Source organism: Actinokineospora diospyrosa (assembly GCF_024171925.1).
Lineage (GTDB): Bacteria > Actinomycetota > Actinomycetes > Mycobacteriales > Pseudonocardiaceae > Actinokineospora > Actinokineospora diospyrosa.
Genome location: NZ_JAMTCO010000008.1, coordinates 21632 through 40425 on the forward strand (window position 1 = coordinate 21632; position 18794 = coordinate 40425).

Here is an 18794-nt window from a genome sequence, read left to right on the forward strand (position 1 = left end):
AACCGGGGTGCCGTCACCCATCACGGCCAACACCCCGAACAACTGCGCGGGCAGCGCCCCCGCCGTACCCAACTGCACCGGCTGACCCCCGCGCCGGTGGCACCCGCGGACCCGCGCCCACCACGTCGGTGGGCCGGGTGCGGATCCGGCTGCCGGGACCGGGGAGTCCTGGCCAAGCTCCGCTGCTGCCCAGAAATAGGGAAGCAAATAGGTTTGCCGCCACACCCGCCCAGGGGAACTTTTTGTCGCGTTCTTTCCTCGAACACTTTCTCGCCGAGAGGAAAGTCCTCGCAAGAGGGTGACAAGCCGCCATTTTCCTTGCCGATTCCGACGGATCAGCGCAGGGTTGAAATGGGAGTTCAGACGAGCGGGCGTATCCGTGCGCCGCGCCGCACCGCGAGATCTTCGCGAAGAAGGCCTGTCTCTCAAGCTGCTGGCCAACCTTTGCCCCCGGCGGCGGCGACCGACGATCCGACACATCGTGGAACTGGAGAAGTATCATGGAATCGACCACGCGCAACACCACGGCGGTACGAGTCCGACGTGCTCTGATCGGGCTGGGGACCGTGGCGGGATTCGCCCTGGTCGCTCCCGGCACCGCCCACGCCGCGGATCCGACCGGCTGCGTCCGCACCGGTGAGAACGTGACCTGCACCGCGGGCGTACCCGCTGGCCAGACCGTCACCGGCACCGCCAACGCCAACACCATCACCATCAGCGGCGGCCCGGTCGCGGGCACGATCTCCACCTTGGGGGGCAACGACACCATCGTCATCACCGGCACCGCGGGCATCAACGGGACGACGGGTCCTCCCGGCATGAACGGCACCGCGGGCACCCCTGCGGGGACCGCGGGCGGCAACGGCGGCGTCGGGACCACCGGCGGCGTCGGCATCAGCGGCACCGGGACCGTCGACGGCGGTGACGGCACCGACCAGATCACCGTCACCGGCGGTCCCGGCGGCAACGGGGGCAACGGCGGTCCGGGCGGGACCGGGCGCAACAGCGGCGCGGGTGGCGCGGGCGGCAACGGTGGTGTCGGCGGTGTCGGCGGCGCCGCCAACGTCGGGTCGATCACCGGCGGTGTCGGCGGCGACACCATCACCGCCACCGGCGGCAAGGGCGGCCTCGGCGGCGTCGGCGGCCTGGGCGGCAACGGCGGGGCCACGGCAGGCGGGGCGGGCGCGGGCGGTATCGGCGGTGCCGCGGGTGTCGGTGGTGCAGGCAACGGCGGGACCGTCAACGGCGGCACCACGGACTCCGGCATCGACAACGTCACCACCAACGGCGGTGCGGGCGGTGCGGGTTCCGCCGGTGGGGTCGGCGGCTGCGGTAGCGGCGGCGGCGCTGGCGGCGTGGGCGGCGCCGGTGGCGCGGGCGGTGTTGGCAACTCCGGGACCGTCAACGGCGGCGCCGGAGCGGACACCCTCAAGAGCAAGGGCGGTCTCGGTGGCCTCGGCGGTCTGGGAGCCAAGGGCGGCAACGGGCTGAGTGCCACGCAGCCTGGTGGAGCGGGTGGCCTCGGCGGTGCGGGCGGCGCGGGCGGTGTTGGCAACTCCGGGACCGTCAACGGCGACGCCGACAACGACGTCATCACCAACACCGGCGGCACGGGCGGCAACGGCGGGGCAGGTGGCACCGGCGGCACCGGCTGTGCCGGTCCTGGCGGCGCGGGCGGTCTGGGCGCAGCCGCGGGTGCGGCGGGCACGGGCAACGCCGGAACCGTCAACGGCGGTACCGGCGTGAACACCATCACCAACCCCAACGGCGCGGCAGGCCTGGTCGGTTCGAACGGCGTGGCAGGCGTCAACAACACCGGTGTGTGCACCTGCTGATCGGTCGTCACCTCACGAGGGGGTCGGGGCTCCTGGAGTTCGCCAGGAACCCCGACCCCTCGCATGCCTGCGTTGGACCACCGAGGGGCGCTGCCCTGCTTACCAGGTCGCAAACAGGGACCGCGCCGCTTCCAGGCGTCCCCATCCACCGCCGTGGTGAGCGGAACCTGGTGTTCGGGAGCCGCCAGAGCGGCCGTCGCTCACGGGGTCAGCAGCAGGGTGGCGCGGTTGTCGCTACCGGAGAGCAAGGTGTTCGCCGCGGCGGTCAGCGGGCCGCACCCGGTCAGCGGCGGCACGGTGAACGCGGCGGTCAGCTCCCCGCCCAGCCGCGGGTCGAAACCGGGGCGCGAGCGCAGCGGCAGGTCGACGGGCGCGGTCCGGCAGCCCGCGGGTACGGGGAACGTCCTGCCGCGCACCGTCACCGACCGCACCACGACAGCCACCCGGGCGTTCGCGGTGAACACGGTCGACGACAGGGAACCGGTGACGGGTGCAGCCTGCTCGAACTCCACGTGCGCCGACAGCTCCCGCGCTGACACGTCCCGCGCTGACACGTCTGTTGCGTCGAGCGCCAGGTCCGAGGTGTGTTCGCCGGTGGCCGCCGCGACGACCGCGTGCAGGGAGCCGCGCAGGGGCGCGACGGCGCTCTTGATCGTGGCGGATCCGGTGATCGAGTAGTGGAAGGTCGCTGTTCGCGCGAGGGTGCGGAGTGCGGTCGGCGGGGTCGAGCGGACCAGGCGACCGGGTCGGGTGATCGGACGGACTTGGACGTAGTACCCGGTTTCCGGGACCAGACCGGTGATCACTGCCGACCGGCCGTCGGCGCCGGTGGTGGCGACGACCGAGTCGTCGAGCAGCACCTCGTAGCCGGTCGTGGCCGCGTCCGACGGACCCCACTGGGCGGTGATCGTGTCCGAAGTAGACGTGGCCGCGAACGGTGCGGGCGCGGGTGATTAGTCGACCCTCATGTCCATTGTGGTCACCGAGTACCAGCGGGCGGTTGGCTGCTCCCCGCGTGTGCACAGGGTGCTGACCGGCGGGATGTCCGACCAGTCCGCCCGCTTGCCGGTCAGGCTGATCCGGACGCTGTCCACCTCGACGGTCGTGGACCCCCAGGCGTTGCCGACCAGGGCGGCGGTCGCGTACCCGAAGACCGGCACCACCACGTCCTGGCCGGTGACCGGGGTCGGGCGCAGGTCCAGGGTCCGCACCGCGGTAGCGGTGCCCAGCGCGTTGCGCGACTCCAGCCGGACCGCCACGGTGCCCTCGACCCCCACCGCGCCGACCGCCGCCAAGCCCGCGGCGGGAATGGTCAACGTGCCGCGCACGGCGCGCGGCTCCGGGCCGAGCCAACTGTAGATCGGGTCCTCGGCGTTGGTGGTGAGCGCGAGGTCCGCGCGTGCGACCACCGGAGAATCGCACGTTCGCGCCACCGCGACCGACCGCTCCACCGCGCCGGCGACACCCCCCGTCGCGAGCACACCACCCGCGGCGACGAGCACAGCGGCGATCACGGGTCGTACGCGCATGGGGATGTCCATTCGGCCGGGACCACTCGGTCTCGGAATGGTAGGGGCGCTGTTGATCGCCGGCAATCAGGTTGCGCCGAACGCAGGCTGGTGCTTTCACGCTCGAGTTAATGGAAGCGGCAACCTCTCCTTCCACGATGGATTCGGCGCTCATCGTTCTCCACCCTGGCGAGCGCGAACGCGTCAGGCACTGGAGGATCTCCGGCACCTGAGCTGAGCGGTAAACACACAACCCGAGCAACCCGTCGCACAAGGTGCTTTCGAACTTCCCGGGCGGGTCAGCGCCGCCAAGCGCGGGCACTACGATGCCGCCGTGCCGACACCATCTGTTCCCGGGATCGAGGCCCACGCCCGCACCGCCACCCGGTTGCACCCACTTGCCGGGACGCCTACCTCGGCGGACAGCCACGTCGGCGGCCCCATGCGATGGCCTGCCGACGAGCCGTGGCCGTACTGCGCGGATCCGCTACCAGACGGCTCGCTCGGGCAGGCGTTACTCGGGACCGCGCAGTTCTATTGTCGGGATTTCCCGATGCTGCCATTCCCGGCAGGCCGCGACCTGCTGCAGGTGTTCTGGTGCCCAGCCGTCTACGACGGCCGCCATCACCACGGCTACGAGCCCATAGCGCTTCGCCTGTTCTGGCGGGATTCGACGACCCTGAACGGCCCTGATCTCGATCAGCCCGAACCCGTGCTGGTTGACGAGGAAGCCGTACCCGACCACGCCTGTGCGCTGCGGCCATGCCAGGTCACGGAATATCCCCACTCCTACGACGCAGAGCTGCTGGGGTTCGAGCCCGGTGACGACTGGCCGGAACTGGCCGCTGGCTCAAAGATCGGCGGCTGGATGCCCTGGTGGCAGTCCGGCCCAACGACGTTCCCCTGCCGAGACTGCGGAACCGACTCGGTCCTGATGCTGTCCCTACACACCGAAGAAGCCAACGACGGCTGCTCATGCGAAACCGACGAGACCACCGTGGGCTGGCAATTCGGCCGGGACGGTGCGCTGAACATTCTGGTCTGCCCAAATGACGTAGAGCACCGACCAACCCCCTGGATCGACTAGCAGCGTCGGGGAGGTAATCCGAGCCCGCCGCCCACACGCAGTGCGCACCTGCTGTGGCGAAAGTGCTACGCCGCCAGACCTGGTCCGCATTGGCCGCGATATCCGCCCCGGCCGTACTTCCGCCTGAGCTCAGCGGGTTTGGACGATGGCGGTCGTGGTGAGGACGACCACTGCGGCGGCGCAGGACAGGGCGAGGGTTGGGTAGCCCGCTTGGGCCAGGACGAGGCCTGCCAGCGCTGTGCCTGCGGCGCCTGCGAGGCCCATCAGGAGGTCGGTGAGGCCCTGCGCGGCGGGGCGGACTTCTGCGGGGAGGGACTCGGTGAGTAGCGTCGAGCCGCCGATGAGGGTTGCGCTCCAGGACAGGCCCAGTAGGCCCAGGGCGACCGTCAGCAGGGCCGGGTTGTGCGGGACGGCCGCGGCCAGTAGGCAGGCGGTGAGCAGGCCCGCGGCGCCCGCGGCGAGCAGTGGACGCCTGCCGAAGCGGTCGCCCAGCCAGCCGATGACGGGGGAGAGCCCGAACATCCCGGCGAGGTGGGTGCTCATGACCAGGCCGACCACGCCCAGGCTGCCGTGGTCGAGGTGAACCGGGGTCATTGACATCAGTGACACCATGACCAGGTGCCCGGTCACCACCGCCAGCAGGCCGAGGCGGGCGGGTGGGCGCGTCCGCAGTGTGCGCAGGGCCGCGCGGACGCCCACCGCGGGGCCCTCGCCCGCCAGCCCCAGTTCGCGGGCCAGCAACAGCGGGTCGGGGCGCAGGACGACCAGCACGATGACCGCGGCGGTGAGGAAGGTCAGGCCGCTGAGCACGAAGGGGCCCGCCATCGCCGCCGCGTGCCACCCCTGGAACAGGGAGTCGACCGCGGCCGAGATCGCCGGGCCCGCCACCGCGCCGACGGTGGTCGCCCACACCACTGTGGACAGTGCGCGGCCGCGGCCCGCCCGGTCGGCCAGGTCGACGGCGGCGAAGCGGGCTTGGAAGTTGGACGTCGTGGCGGCGCCGAAGCAGAACATCGCGGGGTAGAGCAGGACCACCCAGCCGGTGGCGGCCGTGGTGGTGAGCAGCGCCGCGCCCACCGCCCCGACCAGGTAGCCCGCGGCCAGTCCCACCCGCCTGCCCCGGTCGCGCATGAGCGCGGCCACCACCGGGGCCAGGACGGCTGAGCCGACCACCATCGCGCTGCCCGCGAGCCCGGCCTGCGACGGACCGACCAGCCGGGCCGCGAACAGCACGCCGACCGCGATCCCGATGCCCAACCCGACCCCGCCGACGAGCTGGCTCGCGAACAGACCCGCGACCGCACGGCGCTGCGCGAAGGCCGCGGTGGCGAGCGCCGCCGCTGACGGGGCCGGTGTCTGGTCAGCGATCACTGGGCTTCCTCTCATCGGGCGCACCGCGTGTGCCGGGCACCGGTGCGGGACTGGTCGACCCGGCGGGACCGGGTGGTGTCCGGTCAGCCGGTGCCGTGGCCGTGGTGCTCGGGGGCGCCGGGCGGCACGGTGCTGCTCTGTTCCCACTTGGGCGCCACGGCACCGGCGGGTGCGGTGCGGTAGGCGAAGTCCTCGAGTGTCATCAGGTAGTCGCGCTCGCGCTGGCGGTAGCTCACGCACGAGCGGCGCGGGTAGAAGCCGCTCTGCTCGACCTGCGGAGCCCACTTCAGCGGGATGCAGTCGCGCGCGGGTTTGGTCGTCTTGAGCCAGTCGGTGGCGAAGACGGTCTCCCAGAAGGTGATGTGCGCGTCGTAGGTACCGTAGACGAAGGCCTGGGTGAACGGGCCGCCGTTGAGCACCGGCGCGCTGAGGTCGGCGATGTGGTTGCCCATCCGGCCCGCCGCGCCGGGAGCGCCGAAGCCGAGCGGTTTGTACGGGTCCGGGACCGGGCGCAGGGCCTTGTCGTTGTCGACGCAGTTGATCAGCACCGCGCCGCACGGGCCGGTGCGGATGGCGTTGCGCGCGTAGTAGTCCTGCATGAAGAAGTGCAGGTCGAAGTGCGGCTTGTCGAACACGTGCTCCGGCCCGTGCCCGCCGGGCTGCCAGTTGAACATCATCCACTGGAAGGGCAGGCCCTGCAGCTTCGGGAACCACAGCACCCGCTCGTGCCCGCTCTTGCACTCCGACACGGGGTCGACGGTGCCGTTGCCGTCCTTGTCGAAGCAGGTGTTGCCGTCGTGCAGCGGCAAGGTCGGCAGCGACCTGGCGGCCGCGTCGTCCACGGTGATGCCGATCATCGTCGGGGTACCGTTGGACGATTTCGAGTAGACGGTCTGGACGTAGCCGTCACCCAGGGACGCGCGGTTCTCCACGATGATGTCGTTGTTGCCGTGGCCGCCGTGCCCCGAGTCCTGAGCGGCCGCCGCGGTGCACGCGGTGGCGCAAGAGGCGAGTAGAGCGGTCGATAAGAGGATCTTGCGGATTCTTCTGCTGTTCATGGGTTCCCCTGCCGTGGTGTGGACGTGCCGTGTGAGCGGGCGGTCCCAGCGCCGCTGCGCCGGGACCGCCCGTGAACCGTGACCCGGCTAGTGCGCCGAGTGGCCTTCCCAGCGGTAGCTCTCGAACGCGGCGTCGAGCTTCGCGCCGGTGAGCCGGTTGGCGAAGGTCGACATGGTGTAGGTGCCGATGCCCAGCACGACCTCCAGCGCGTTGCGCCGGGTGTAGCCCGCGGCGAGGAACGCCTCGAGCTCCTCGGGCGCGACGCCGCCGTTCTTGGTGATCACGGCGAGGGCGAACTGGCGGATGGCCTCCAGCCTGCTGTCGGCCAGCGGCTTGCGCTCGCGCAGCGTGTCGATGACCGCGGCCTCGACCTCCTGCCCGGCCAGCATGGTGGAGTGCATCGCGACGCAGTAGTGGCACTCGACGTGGGTGGCCATCGCCATGATGACGACCTCGCGCTCCATGGTGGTGAGCGTGGTCTTGTCGAAGGCGCCGATGTTGCCCATGAAGGTGCCCAGCAGTTCCGGCGAGGTGGCCATGTTGGCCACCGGCGCGGGGACGTAGCCGAACTTCTTCAGCGAGCCCTCGACCATGGGCTTCGAGCTCGCGGGGGCGGTCTCGGGGGTGTGTGCGACGAACTGGCTCATCGGGGGTGTCCTCCTGGGACGACTGGATTCTCTCTTTGACCGTGGGGGAAGCGGGTTCTCGGCGGTGTCGCGGCTAGCTGCGGGCCTCCTCGTCGGTACTCGTGGTCCGCCCGCACGGCGGCAGTGCCGCGCGCAGCCGGTCGGCCAACGCGGCCAAGAGCGGCGGCCGCATCACGCTGTAGTGGTCGCCCTCGAGGTCGACCACCTCGCTGCCGGGACCGAACAGGGCCAGCCACGCCGAGGTGACCTCGGCGGTCGCGCCGTCGCGGGCGCGCAGCACCAGGACCGGGCCCGGGTACGGGCGCGGTCGGTGGGCCAGCAGGGCGCGGTAGTTGCGCGAGAAGCGGTCCACGATGGCGGTGAGCGTGTCGAGGTCGACGTCCCGCGGCAGCACGGATTCCGCGCGAGCCCGGTCGTAGAACTCCCGCAGGGAGGTGAACCCGGCGGGCGTCCAGTCGCGGCCCGCCAGGCCCGCGAGGTCGCGGGCGAACCAGGACAGCAGCGTCGACTCGTCGACCTCGTGCCCGGAGCCGGGCGCCTCCACCAGGTCGACCACCGCCACGAGCTCGATCGCGCGGCCCGCCTCGGCCAGCTGGCGGGCGATCTCCACCGCCAGTACCCCGCCCATCGACCAGCCGCCGAGGCGGTACGGGCCGGGGTGGGCGGCGGTGATCGCCTCGACGTAGTGCGCGGCCATGGCCGGGAGCGTGGCGGGCGGCTCGTCGGGGGTCTGCAGCCCGTGGAACGGCTGGTCGGGACCGAGCAGCTCGGCCAGGGCCGAGTAGCACAGCACGTCGCCACCGACCGGGTGCGCGAAGAACAGCGGGGTCCGCTGCCCGCTCGCGCGGATCGGCACCAGCGCGCGGCGGTCGTGCTGGGTCGCACCGCGCAGCGCCTCGGCGAGTTGGGCGATGGTGGGCCGGGCGAACAGGGTGGCCAGCGGGAGCGACTGGCCCAGTCCACTGCGGACTCTCGACATCAGTCGGACGGCGAGCAGCGAGTCCCCGCCCAGCGCGAAGAAGTGGCTGTCGATGCCGATCTCGGCGGTGGGGAAGAACTCGGCCCAGATCTCGGCGAGCCGGACCTCGACCGCGTCGCGCGGGCTGGTGCCCGCGGCCCCGACCGGGGCGGCGTCCGGCGCGGGCAGCGCGGCGCGGTCGACCTTGCCGTTGGCGCTGAGCGGGAGCGAGTCGAGCACGACGACCCGCGATGGCACGAGGTACTCGGGCAGCTCCGCGCGCAGCCCGGCGAGCAGGTCGGCCTCGTCGACGGCATCACCCACGACGTAGGCGACCAGCCGCTTGGCGTGCCGCTCGCCCACCGCCGCCGCGACCGCGGCGCGGACGCCTGGCCTGCGCAGCAGTGCCGCGTCGACCTCGCCCAGCTCGATCCGGAACCCGTTGACCTTCACCTGGAAGTCCTCGCGGCCGAGGAACTCGATGGTGCCGTCGGGCAGGTACCGGCCCAGGTCGCCGGTGCGGTAGAGCCGTTCGCCGGTGACCGGGTGCCGCACGAAGCTCGCCCGGGTGCGCGCCTGGTCGCCGAGGTAGCCGCGGGCCAGGCCGACGCCCGCGATGTAGAGCTGCCCGGGAACCCAGGTCGGGCACGGGCGCATCGCGTCGTTGAGCACGTGGAACCGCTGGTTGCGCATCGGGGTGCCGTAGGGGATCGACGTCCAGCCCGGGTCGACGTCGCCGATCGGGTGCAGGATCGACCAGATCGCCGCCTCGGTGGCACCGCCGAGGCTCCACACACCCGCCCGCGGCAGCAGGGTGCGGACGCGGCCGGGCAGGGTGACCGGGATCCAGTCCCCGCTCATCATCACCACGCGCACCGGGAGGTCGGTGAGCCCAGCGGCCAGCGCGTGCTCGGTGAACATCTCCATCAGCGTCGGCACGCTGTTCCACACGGTGACCCGGTGTTCGGTCACCAACTCGGCCCACCGGGCGGGCTCGCGCAGGGCCGAAGGCTCGGGCAGCACCACCGCGGCACCCGCGGCGAGGGCTCCGAACACGTCGTAGACCGACAGGTCGAAGTTCAGCGCGGACAGGCCGAGCACGCGGTCGGTGGCGGTGATCTCGAACCGGTCGTTGACGTCGTGGATGGTGTTGAGCGCGGCGGCGTGCTCGATCATCACGCCCTTGGGCACCCCGGTGGAGCCGGAGGTGAAGATCACGTACGCCAGGTCGCGCGGGGTGACCGCGGTGGCGGGCAGCGCTCCGGTGCCCTCGGCCGAGTCGAGGTCGACGCTGAGCCGGACCGTGCCCTCGGGCCACGAGGTCTGGCGCTCGACCGCGGACTGGGTCAGCACGGCCGCGGCACCGGAGAGTTCCAGCAGCGTGCGCAGCCGTTCGGTGGGCACACCCGCGTCGACCGGCACGTAGGCGGCCCCGGCCTTGAGGACACCGAGGGTGGCCACGACCTGCTCCCACCCCTTGTCCATCACCACCGCGACGAGCGCGCCGGGGGTGACCCCGTTGGCCCGCAGCCACCGGTCGACCTGGTTGGACCGCGCGTCGAGCTCCCCGTAGGTCAGGGTGCGGGCGGCGAGCACGGCGACGTCGTCGGGCCGGGCGGCGGCGCGCTCGAGGAACGGGCCGTGCAACAGCCCGGTGGGCAGGTCGGCGTCGGTCGCGTTGACCCGGGCGCGCACGGCCAGGTCGGCGGGCGGGACCAGGACCGGCGCCGGGCGCCGCCACGCCGCCGGGTCCTCGCTCAGCTCGTGCAGCACCTCGACGTAGGCGGCGAACATCGCCGCCACCACCCCCTCGGGGAACAGCGCCTCGACGACGTCCCAGTTGACCAGCAGCGCCCCCTTGTCCTCGACCACCTGGTGGTCGAGCCACACCTGGGGCGTGCGGATGGAGCTGGAGACCTCGCGACCGCGCGGGCTGAGCCCGGCCAGGTGCTGGGCCAACCCGGTGGCGGCGGGCTCGTCGTCGCGCGCCGAGAAGTTGACCATGCTGGCGAACACGACCGGCATGCCCGCCGCACCCGAGGTACCGCGCGTGCGGTTCAGCTCGCGCAGCACCTCCACACCGGAAACCGCGCTGTGCTCCAGGTCCGTCCACAGCTGCCGCTGCACGCGGTCAGCGCGCGCGGCGAACGCCTCGTCGGCGGCGCTGTGCACCTCCAGGAGCGTCGTAGCGCTGAAGTTGCCGACCACGTCGGGGACCTGCGGGTGCAGCGGGATCCGGTTGAAGAACAGCACGTTGAGGGTGAAGTCACCGGACTTGCTCCACGCCGCGAGCACCTGGGCGTAGGCAGTGGCCAACGCCGCGGACGCGGTGACGCCGTGCTCTTGTGCGGTGCGCTTGAACGCCGACCACGTGGCCGGGTCGAGTCGGGTGGAGCGGTGGGTGAACTGCGGCGTGCCGATCGAGGCCGGGCTGACCGCGAGGGGCAGCTCGGGAGCGGGCGGCAGGGTGGCGATCCGGTCCTTCCAGTAGTCCCGGGCAGCCGGGCTATCGATCTGGGCAGCCGCGGTCACGTAGTCGCGGTAGGTGATCTCCAGCTCGGGCAGCGAGTCGACCTCACCCCGGTAGGCCGCCGCCCACTCCTTGAACAGCAGCGACGTGCTCCAGGCGTCGATGATCAGCGCGTCGAGTCCGATGTGGAGTCTGGTGGTCGTCTCGTCGAGCCGGGTTGCCCGAATGTCGAACAGCGGCCAGGTCGCGGTGTCGAACACCTGGTCCTCGAGCTCGCGGTGGATCTCGGCGAGCCGGTCGGACTGCTCCGGCACGCCGCGCAGGTCGGTCACCCCTATGACGTAGTCCTCGACCTCGGGCAGCACCCGCTGCCAGCCCTCGGGGCTGACCACGGCGCGGAGCTGGTCGTGCCGGGTGATCATCGCGCGCAGTGCGGACTGCAGCCGGTCGAGGTCGACCTCGACGTCCACCTCGAGGAAGAAGTAGGTGGAGACGTCGCCGAGCTCGAACGCCCCGGACCGGCCGACCAGGTAGGCCTGCTGCAGGTCGGTGAGCGGGAACGGCTCGTGGCGGTTGTCCCGGTCGGCCACCAGGGCCGCGGGTCGCGGGCTGCCTGCGTGCTCGGTGGGCTCGGTCGGCGCGCCCAGCAGGCCGAGGACCTCCTCGCCGAGGCCGGTGATGCTGCGCCCCTCCAGGAACGCCACCAGCGGGAGCGCGATCCCCAACCGCGCCGACAGCTCGTCCTTGACCTCCAACGCCATCAGCGAGTCCAACCCCAGGTTGGGCAGCGGTTCGTGCACGTCGAGGTCTTCGGCGCGGGCACCGAGCGCGCGGCCGACCACCGCGGCCAGCACGGCCGCCACCTTGCCCGGCCGGTCCGCGGCCGAGGCCGCCAGCAGGTCCGCCCGTGGGTCAGAAATGTCCGCGGTGGATCTGGTGGACGCGGTGGATCCGGCGGGGTGCCTGCGGGCGGTCGGCACGGCCTCGGCGGGCGCCTGGGTGCGCAGCATGCTCGACCGCTGCGCGCGCTTGAGGTAGACGCCCTCGGCCTCGGCCACCGGGGTGCCCGCGGCGTCGAAGAGGCGAACCGTCGCGTTGAGCATCGCGGTCGGGTCCGCGGCCGGGTGCAGCACGACGTGGGTGTAGAGCGGCTGGTCGGGTTCGTAGCCGTGGAAGGCGAACCGCTCCATGCCGACGAGCATGAACACCGCGTCGGACGGGGTTTCTTCGGGCAGGCAGGAGAACAGCGCCTGGAACATGGCGTCGGTCAGCCCGGGGTGCAGCAGGTACGGGTCGCACTCCTGCGGCCTGGGCACGCGCATGCGGGCGAGCGCCTCACCCGGCGTGTGGTGGATGTGCTCGATCCACTGCGCCGCCGCGCCGAGGTAGACCCGGCGACGCCACATCGCGCGGTAGAAGTCCGCCCCCGACGTTTCGTCGTCGAGCCGCGCCGCGATGGCGTCCAGGTCGGCGGTGCGGGAACCCTGCGGTCCAGTGTGGACGGAACCTCGCGCGTGCCGCACCCAGTCGCCTGCGTGTTCGCCGTAGTAGTCGAAGGAGTGCCCGCCGTCGGCCGTCGGTTCGACGACGAGGTGGACGGCGGTGCGCTCGTCGTGCTCGAGCACCAGGCTCTGCAACACCAGGCAGTCGCGCACGGCGGCCGGACCCGGACCGACCAGCTCGGCCGCGGCGGCGAACGCGGCCTCCAGGTACACCCCGATGTTGATCACCGGTAGACCGTCGACCACGCAGTCGCCCAGGCACGGGTGCGCGGCGGCGTCGAGCACGGACTCGAACTGGACCAGGTCCAGGGGCGAGGGAACGCGCCTGCCGAGCAACCTCGTGGGCGCGGCGGGCGCGGCGGGCGCGGCGGGCGCAGCGGGCACGGCAGGCACGGTGTTCGCGGTGGTCGGCGCACTGGGGGTGAACCAGTGCCGCGAGCGCTGGAAGGGGTAGAGCGGCACGTCGACGCGGGTGCGGGCCCGGCCCGCCTCGAAGCCCGCCCAGTCGACCGCGACCCCGGCGACGTGCAGCGCCCCGAGGCTCTCCAGCATCACCTGGGCGTCGCTGTGCTGGGGCCGCAACGAGGGCAGGAACGCCATCGGCTCACCTGCGGGGGCGAACCGCTTCGCCATGCCCGTGAGCGTGGGCGCGGGTCCGATCTCCAGGAAGGTCCGGTACCCGAGGTCGAACAGGGTGCGCATGCCCGCGTGGAAGTCGACCGGCCTGCGCACGTGCGCGCGCAGGTACTCGGCGCTGTACACGCCTTCGCCGCGCAGCACACCGCCGTCGAGGTTCGACACCAGCGGGATCCGCGCCGCCCGGAAGTCCGCGGTGGACGCCTCTGCCTCGAACGCGTCGAGCATCGGGTCCATCAGCGGCGAGTGGAACGCCCGGCTGACAGTGATCGGCTTGGTGCGGATGCCCTGCTCGGCCAGCAGTGCCACCGCCGCGGCGACCGCGCCCTCCGCCCCGGAGATCACGACGCTGTCCGGCCCGTTGACCGCCGCGAGGGCGAGTTCGGCGATGTCGGCGATCAGCGGCGCGACCCGCTCGGTGCTCGCGAACACGGCCGCCATGGCGCCGCCGGTGGTCAGGTCTTGCATGAGCGCGCCCCGGCGGGCGGCCAGCCGCGCGGCGTCGGGCAGGTCGAGCACGCCCGCGACGCACGCGGCCACCAGTTCGCCGACGCTGTGGCCCAGCACGGCCGCGGGCTCGACGCCCCAGGACCGCCAGAGCCGCGCCAGCGCGTACTCCACGGCGAACAGGGCGGGCTGGGTGTAGCGGGTCTGGTCGACCAGGCCGACCTCCAGCGGGTCGAGCACCGACCGCAGCGGCCTGCCGAGCAGCGGTGCGAGGACCGCGTCGCACTCGTCGAGGGCGGCCCGGAACACCGGCTCGGTCGCGTTCAGCTCACCGGCCATGCCCGCGTACTGGGCGCCCTGCCCGGTGAACAGGAACACCACCTCGGTCCGGGACCCGGCGGGCACGTAGCCCTGGCGGGCGGCCGACACCGTCGCACCAGCGGTGACCTCGGTGAGCGCGGCGTGCACCTCCTTCGGGGTCGCCCCCGCGACGGCGAGCCGGTGCGCGAAGGTGGCGCGACCGGTGTTGGCGGTGCGGCAGACATCGGCGAGCTCGTCATCGGCGGTCTGGGCGAGCCGGTCGCGGTAGCGCTCGGCCAGGGCCGTCAGCGCGGGCAGCGACTTCGCCGACAAGGTCAGCAGGTGCGCGGCGCGCTCGGGAACGGTCCCGCCCGGGCGCTCGGCCAGTGGCGCCTCGGCGAGGACGACGTGGGCGTTGGTGCCGCTGGCACCGAACGAGCTCACCCCCGCCACCCTCGGCTCGGGCCCGCGCGGCCACGGGGTGAGCGCGGTGGGGATGCGCAGCGCGAGGTCCTCGATGCCGATCTCGGGGTTGACCTCGGTGAGGTGCAGGTGCGGCGGGATCTCGCCGTGGTGCAGCGCGAGGGCGGCCTTGATCAGCCCGGCGATCCCCGCCGCGGGCTCCAAGTGGCCGATGTTGGTCTTGAGCGACCCGACCCAGACCGGGTCGGCGCCCGCGCGGTCGCCGAGGACGGCGTCGAGGGCGCGCAGCTCGATCGGGTCGCCCAGGGGAGTGCCGGTGCCGTGCGCCTCGACGTAGCCGACCTGGTCGGCCCGCACACCCGCCGCGGTGAGCGCCTCACCGATGACGGCGCGCTGGGCCACGGCGTTGGGCACGGTGACGCCGCTGCTGCGCCCATCCTGGTTGACCGCGGAACCGCGCACGACCGCCCAGATCCGGTCGCCGTCGCGCTGCGCGTCCGAGAGCCGCTTGAGCACGACCACGCCGCACCCCTCGCCGCGCACGTAGCCGTCGGCGGCGGCGTCGAAGGTCTTGCAGCGCCCGTCCGGGGCGAGCATGTTCGCCTTGGACAGCACCACGAACCACTCCGGCGAGAGCAGGACGTTGACCCCGCCCGCCAGCGCCATGGACGTCTCGCCCGAGCGCAGGCTCTGGCAGGCCAGGTGCAGGCCGACCAGGGAGGACGAGCACGCGGTGTCCACCGACAGGCTCGGCCCGGACAGCCCCAGCCAGTAGGACAGCCTGCCCGCGGCGAAGGTGGAGGCGCTGGTGGTCAACGCGTGCGCCCGCAGCTCCGCCGGGTCGACCTGTTGCATCTGCAGCTGGCCGTAGTCGTTGTTGGTGACCCCGAGGAACACCCCGGTCCTGCTCCCGGCGAGGTCGTCGGGCCGGATCCCGGCGTCCTCGAGCGCTTCCCAGCCGACCTCCAGCACCAGCCGCTGCTGCGGGTCGAGGGTGGCCGCCTCCTTGGGCGAGACACCGAAGAACGGCGCGTCGAACTGGTCCACATCGGACAGCAGGCCCGCGCGCTTGGTGTAGGTCCGCCCGGGGGTCTCCGGTGCCGGGTCGTAGAACCGCCCGGTGTCCCAGCGGGAGTCCGGCACCTCGGTGATCGCGTCGCCGCCGGAGCGCAGGAGTTCCCAGAACGCCGCGGTGTCGGCACCGCCGGGCATCCGGCAGGCCATGCCCACGATCGCGATCGGCTCGGACCTGGCCCGCTCGGCCTCGGCGATCCGCGCGCGCAGCTTGCGGATCTCCACCACGCTCTGCACCAGCAACTGGTGCCGGTCGTCGGTCTCGGGCGCGGTCATCGGGTGCTCCCTGCTGCGCGTGCGGCGCGCACCTCGGCGGCCAGGATGGCCAGGAGTTCGGCTTCGGTCAGGTCGTCGGCGAGCGGCTCGGCCACCGGTTCGGGCACGCGGGTGGGCGCGGGCTCCGATCTGGGCACAGCGGGCACAGTGCCCACATCGGGTGTGCTGGTCGGGTCGAGCAGGTCCGCGAGGTGGGCGGCCAGGCTGTCGGAGGTGGGATGTTCGAACATCACCGTCGCGGGCAGCTTGCGCCCGAACGCGATCTCCAGGCGGGCGCGGACCTGCGCCGCCAGCAAGGAATCCATGCCCAGCTGGAAGAAACCGGCCCCCGGGTCGACGCGGGCCCGGTCGAGCTTGAGCACGGCGGTGACCGCGTCGAGGACGGTGTCGTGGACCTGCTCGCGCCGGGCACCCCCGTCTGCCACCAGCGGGCGCGCCGTCGGTGCTTGAGCGACCACCGGGGGCCGGGTGAGCGGCGCACCCTGGACGTGGCGCGGTCCGGACTCGCGGAACCAGAAGCGCTCCCGCTGCCACGGGTAGCCGGGCAGCGACACCACCCGCCCGGACGCGGGGAACAGCAGGTCCTGGTCGACGGCGACCCCCGCGCACTGAAGCGCCGCCAAGCCCATCAGTGTGGCGCGGTCCTCGGGCTCGTCGCGGCGCATCGACGGGATCAGCACCCCGGCCCGGTCGGTGGCCTCGAAGCCCTGTTCCACCGCGGAGAGCAGGATCGGGTGCGGGCTCATCTCGACGAACACGCCGTTGCCCAGGTCCATCAGCCGCGTCACCGCGTCCCAGAACAGCACCGGCTCGCGCAGGTTGCGCACCCAGTACCCGGCGTCGAACTCGGTGCCGACGCACACCTGGCCGGTGACCGTGGACAGGATCGGGACCGTGGCCCGCGTCGGCGCGATCGCGTCCAACTCGGTCAGCAGGTCCTCGCGCAGCGGGTCCATCTGCGGGCTGTGCGAGGCCACGTCGACCCGCACCGGCTTGCAGAACACGTTCCCGGCCCGCAGCGCGGTCGCGATCTCCTCGAGCGCGGCGGGATCACCGGACACGACGGTCGAGGTGGGGCTGTTGCACACCGCGACCGACACCCGGTCGCGGTAGCCCTCGAGCAGGGCGTCGGTCTCGGCCATCGGCAGCGCGACGACCAGCATCGATCCCTGTCCGCTGACCCGGCGCAGCAGCCTGCTGCGACCGCAGATGACGCGCACCGCGTCCGCCAGCGACAGCGCGCCCGCCACGTGCGCGGCGGCCACCTCACCCATGCTGTGGCCCACGACCGCGGCGGGTTCGACCCCGAGCGAGCGCCAGCGCGCGGCCAGTCCGACGCCGATGGCGAACAGCGCGGGCTGGACGAGGTCGATGCGGGTCAGCTCGTCGTCGGCGGCGAACACCTCGGCCATGACCGGGTGCCCGACGTAGTCGCGCATGGCGTCGTCGACCTCGGTGACCGCGGTCCGGAACACCGGGCACCGCCGCATCAGCTCGCGGCCCATCCCCGCCCGCTGGGAACCCTGCCCGGGGAAGACGAACACGACGCCGTGCTCGATGCCCGCCTTGGTCGACCCCGTGACGACGGCAGTGGGCCCCTCGCCCGCCGACCACTCGTCCAGCCGCGCCGCGGCTTCCTGCGCCGTCGCGGCCACGACGGCGCCGCGGTGCTCGTACTGGGTCCTCCTGCGGGCCGCGGTGAACGCGATGTCGCGCAACGGCGCCGGGTCGTCTGCCAGGTGCTCGCGCAGGGCAGCGGCGGCGGCCTGGCGGGCCTGCGGTGTGCGGCCGGAGAACGGGATCAGGAACGGCCCGTCGGTGACCGGCTCCGCGGCGTCGGTGGCGGGCGCCTGGCCGAGGATCACGTGCGCGTTGGTGCCGCCCGCGCCGAAGGAGCTGACCGCCGCGTGCCTGTGCTCGTCGTCGACCGTCCACTCGCGAGTCCGGGTCGGCACGAACAACCTGCTGCCCTCGAGCGAGATGTGCGGGTTGAGCGAGTCGAAGTGCAGGTTCGGGGCGATGCGGCGGTGGTGCACGCTCAGCGCGGCCTTGATCAACCCCACGATGCCCGCGCCCGCCTCGACGTGACCGAGGTTGGTCTTGACCGAGCCGAGGGCGCACGGCTCGCCCGCGCCGCCGTAGACCTCCGCGAGAGACTCGACCTCGATCGGGTCACCGAGCGCGGTGCCGGTGCCGTGCGCCTCCAGCAGCGTCACCTGGGCGGGCTCGACGCGCGCGGCGAGCAACGCCGCCTCGATGACCTCGCGCTGCGCCAACCCGTTCGGCGCGGCCAGCCCGTTGGTGAGCCCGTCCTGGTTCACCGCTGAGCCGTTGACCACGGCCCAGATCCGGTCGCCGTCGGCCTCGGCGTCGGAGAGCCGCTTGAGCACGATCGCGGAGACACCTTCGGCGCGGACGTAGCCGTCGGCGCGCGCGTCGAAGGTCTTGCAGCGACCGTCCGGGGCGAGCGGGAGGCCCTTGGCGTGGGCCATGGTCGCGATCGGCGAGAGGATGAGGTTCATCCCGCCGACGACCGCGGTGTCGGTCTCCCGGCTGCGCAGGCTCTGCACCGCCAGGTGCACCGCGACCAGCGACGACGAACACGCCGAGTCCATGCTCAGGCTGGGCCCGCGCAGGTCGAGCAGGTAGGAGAGCCGGTTGGCGATGGCGCAGGAGAGCCCGCCCATGATCGTGTACGGGTCGATCTCGGTCGGGTCGGCGAGCTGCAGGTGCAGGTAGTCCGTGCAGTTCGTGCCGACGAACACCCCGGTGGCGCTGCCGCGCAGTTGCGCGCGGGTGCGACCGGCGTCCTCTAGCGCCTCCCACGCGACTTCCAGGAACAGCCGCTGTTGCGGGTCCATCCGCTCCGCCTCCCGCGGCGAGATGCCGAAGAAGTAGGGGTCGAACTCGTCCACGCCGTCGAGGAAACCGCCGTGCCGCAGCGACATCCGCCCGGGCACCGCGGGGTCCTCGGCGTAGAACTCCTCGACGTCCCACCGGTCGCCGGGGACCTCGGAGATCGCGTCTCGCCCCTGTTCGAGCAACCGCCAGAACGACTGCGGCGAGCGCACCCCGCCGGGCAGCCTGCAGCCGATGCCGACGATGGCCATCGGTTCCCGCTTGGCGTTCTCCAGTGAGTCGATCTTCGCGCGCAGTTCGCGGATCGCGGCGAGCGCCTTGCTCAGGTGGCCGTCACTCATC

At 72.6% G+C, this 18794-nt stretch carries 8 protein-coding genes and 1 pseudogene; 2 read left to right on the top strand and 7 right to left on the bottom strand.

The window, feature by feature from the left end; genetic code table 11:
• Positions 1-500 precede the first annotated feature (500 nt).
• Complete coding sequence (locus LV75_RS34920; protein WP_301319308.1) at positions 501-1835, top strand: hypothetical protein; 1335 nt, start codon at positions 501-503, stop codon at positions 1833-1835.
• A 200-nt stretch (positions 1836-2035) separates the two neighbouring features.
• Here the strand turns inward: LV75_RS34920 and LV75_RS16265 are convergent.
• Together LV75_RS16265 and LV75_RS16270 are read right to left on the bottom strand one after the other, a co-directional pair.
• Positions 2036-2767 (bottom strand): annotated as a pseudogene (locus LV75_RS16265) (fibronectin type III domain-containing protein); the annotation flags it as partial.
• A 21-nt stretch (positions 2768-2788) separates the two neighbouring features.
• Entirely contained in the window at positions 2789-3364 is a 576-nt protein-coding gene (locus tag LV75_RS16270) for a hypothetical protein (RefSeq protein WP_253887758.1), read from the bottom strand.
• A gap of 313 nt (positions 3365-3677) precedes the next feature.
• Between LV75_RS16270 and LV75_RS16275 the strand changes: the two genes are divergently transcribed.
• Positions 3678-4430: a YwqG family protein gene (locus tag LV75_RS16275; protein ID WP_253887759.1), complete on the top strand. Its 753-nt coding sequence runs from the start codon at positions 3678-3680 to the stop codon at positions 4428-4430.
• Positions 4431-4559: 129 nt separating this feature from the next.
• On the opposite strand, the gene LV75_RS16280 is transcribed toward LV75_RS16275, so the two are convergent.
• From LV75_RS16280 to LV75_RS16300, 5 genes are all read right to left on the bottom strand, one after another.
• The gene (locus LV75_RS16280; protein ID WP_253887760.1) at positions 4560-5801 is read right to left on the bottom strand and encodes an MFS transporter; all 1242 of its coding nucleotides are present in this window, start codon (positions 5799-5801) and stop codon (positions 4560-4562) included.
• Between the two features lie 83 nt (positions 5802-5884).
• Positions 5885-6859, bottom strand: coding sequence for a hypothetical protein (locus LV75_RS16285; protein WP_253887761.1), 975 nt, complete (start codon positions 6857-6859; stop codon positions 5885-5887).
• 87 nt (positions 6860-6946) lie between these two features.
• Complete coding sequence (locus tag LV75_RS16290; protein ID WP_253887762.1) at positions 6947-7507, bottom strand: carboxymuconolactone decarboxylase family protein; 561 nt, start codon at positions 7505-7507, stop codon at positions 6947-6949.
• A 73-nt stretch (positions 7508-7580) separates the two neighbouring features.
• The gene (locus LV75_RS16295; RefSeq protein WP_253887763.1) at positions 7581-15593 is read right to left on the bottom strand and encodes a hybrid non-ribosomal peptide synthetase/type I polyketide synthase; all 8013 of its coding nucleotides are present in this window, start codon (positions 15591-15593) and stop codon (positions 7581-7583) included.
• Entirely contained in the window at positions 15590-18793 is a 3204-nt protein-coding gene (locus tag LV75_RS16300; protein WP_253887764.1) for a type I polyketide synthase, read from the bottom strand. The genes LV75_RS16295 and LV75_RS16300 overlap by 4 nt, the downstream gene beginning before the upstream one ends.
• Position 18794 lies beyond the last annotated feature (1 nt).

Coding starts and splice junctions, on each gene's coding strand:
- LV75_RS34920 (WP_301319308.1), top strand. CDS start 501: ATGGAATCGACCACGCGCAACACCACGGCGGTACGAGTCCGACGTGCT.
- LV75_RS16270 (WP_253887758.1), bottom strand. CDS start 3,364: ATGCGCGTACGACCCGTGATCGCCGCTGTGCTCGTCGCCGCGGGTGGT.
- LV75_RS16285 (WP_253887761.1), bottom strand. CDS start 6,859: ATGAACAGCAGAAGAATCCGCAAGATCCTCTTATCGACCGCTCTACTC.
- LV75_RS16290 (WP_253887762.1), bottom strand. CDS start 7,507: ATGAGCCAGTTCGTCGCACACACCCCCGAGACCGCCCCCGCGAGCTCG.
- LV75_RS16295 (WP_253887763.1), bottom strand. CDS start 15,593: ATGACCGCGCCCGAGACCGACGACCGGCACCAGTTGCTGGTGCAGAGC.
- LV75_RS16300 (WP_253887764.1), bottom strand. CDS start 18,793: ATGAGTGACGGCCACCTGAGCAAGGCGCTCGCCGCGATCCGCGAACTG.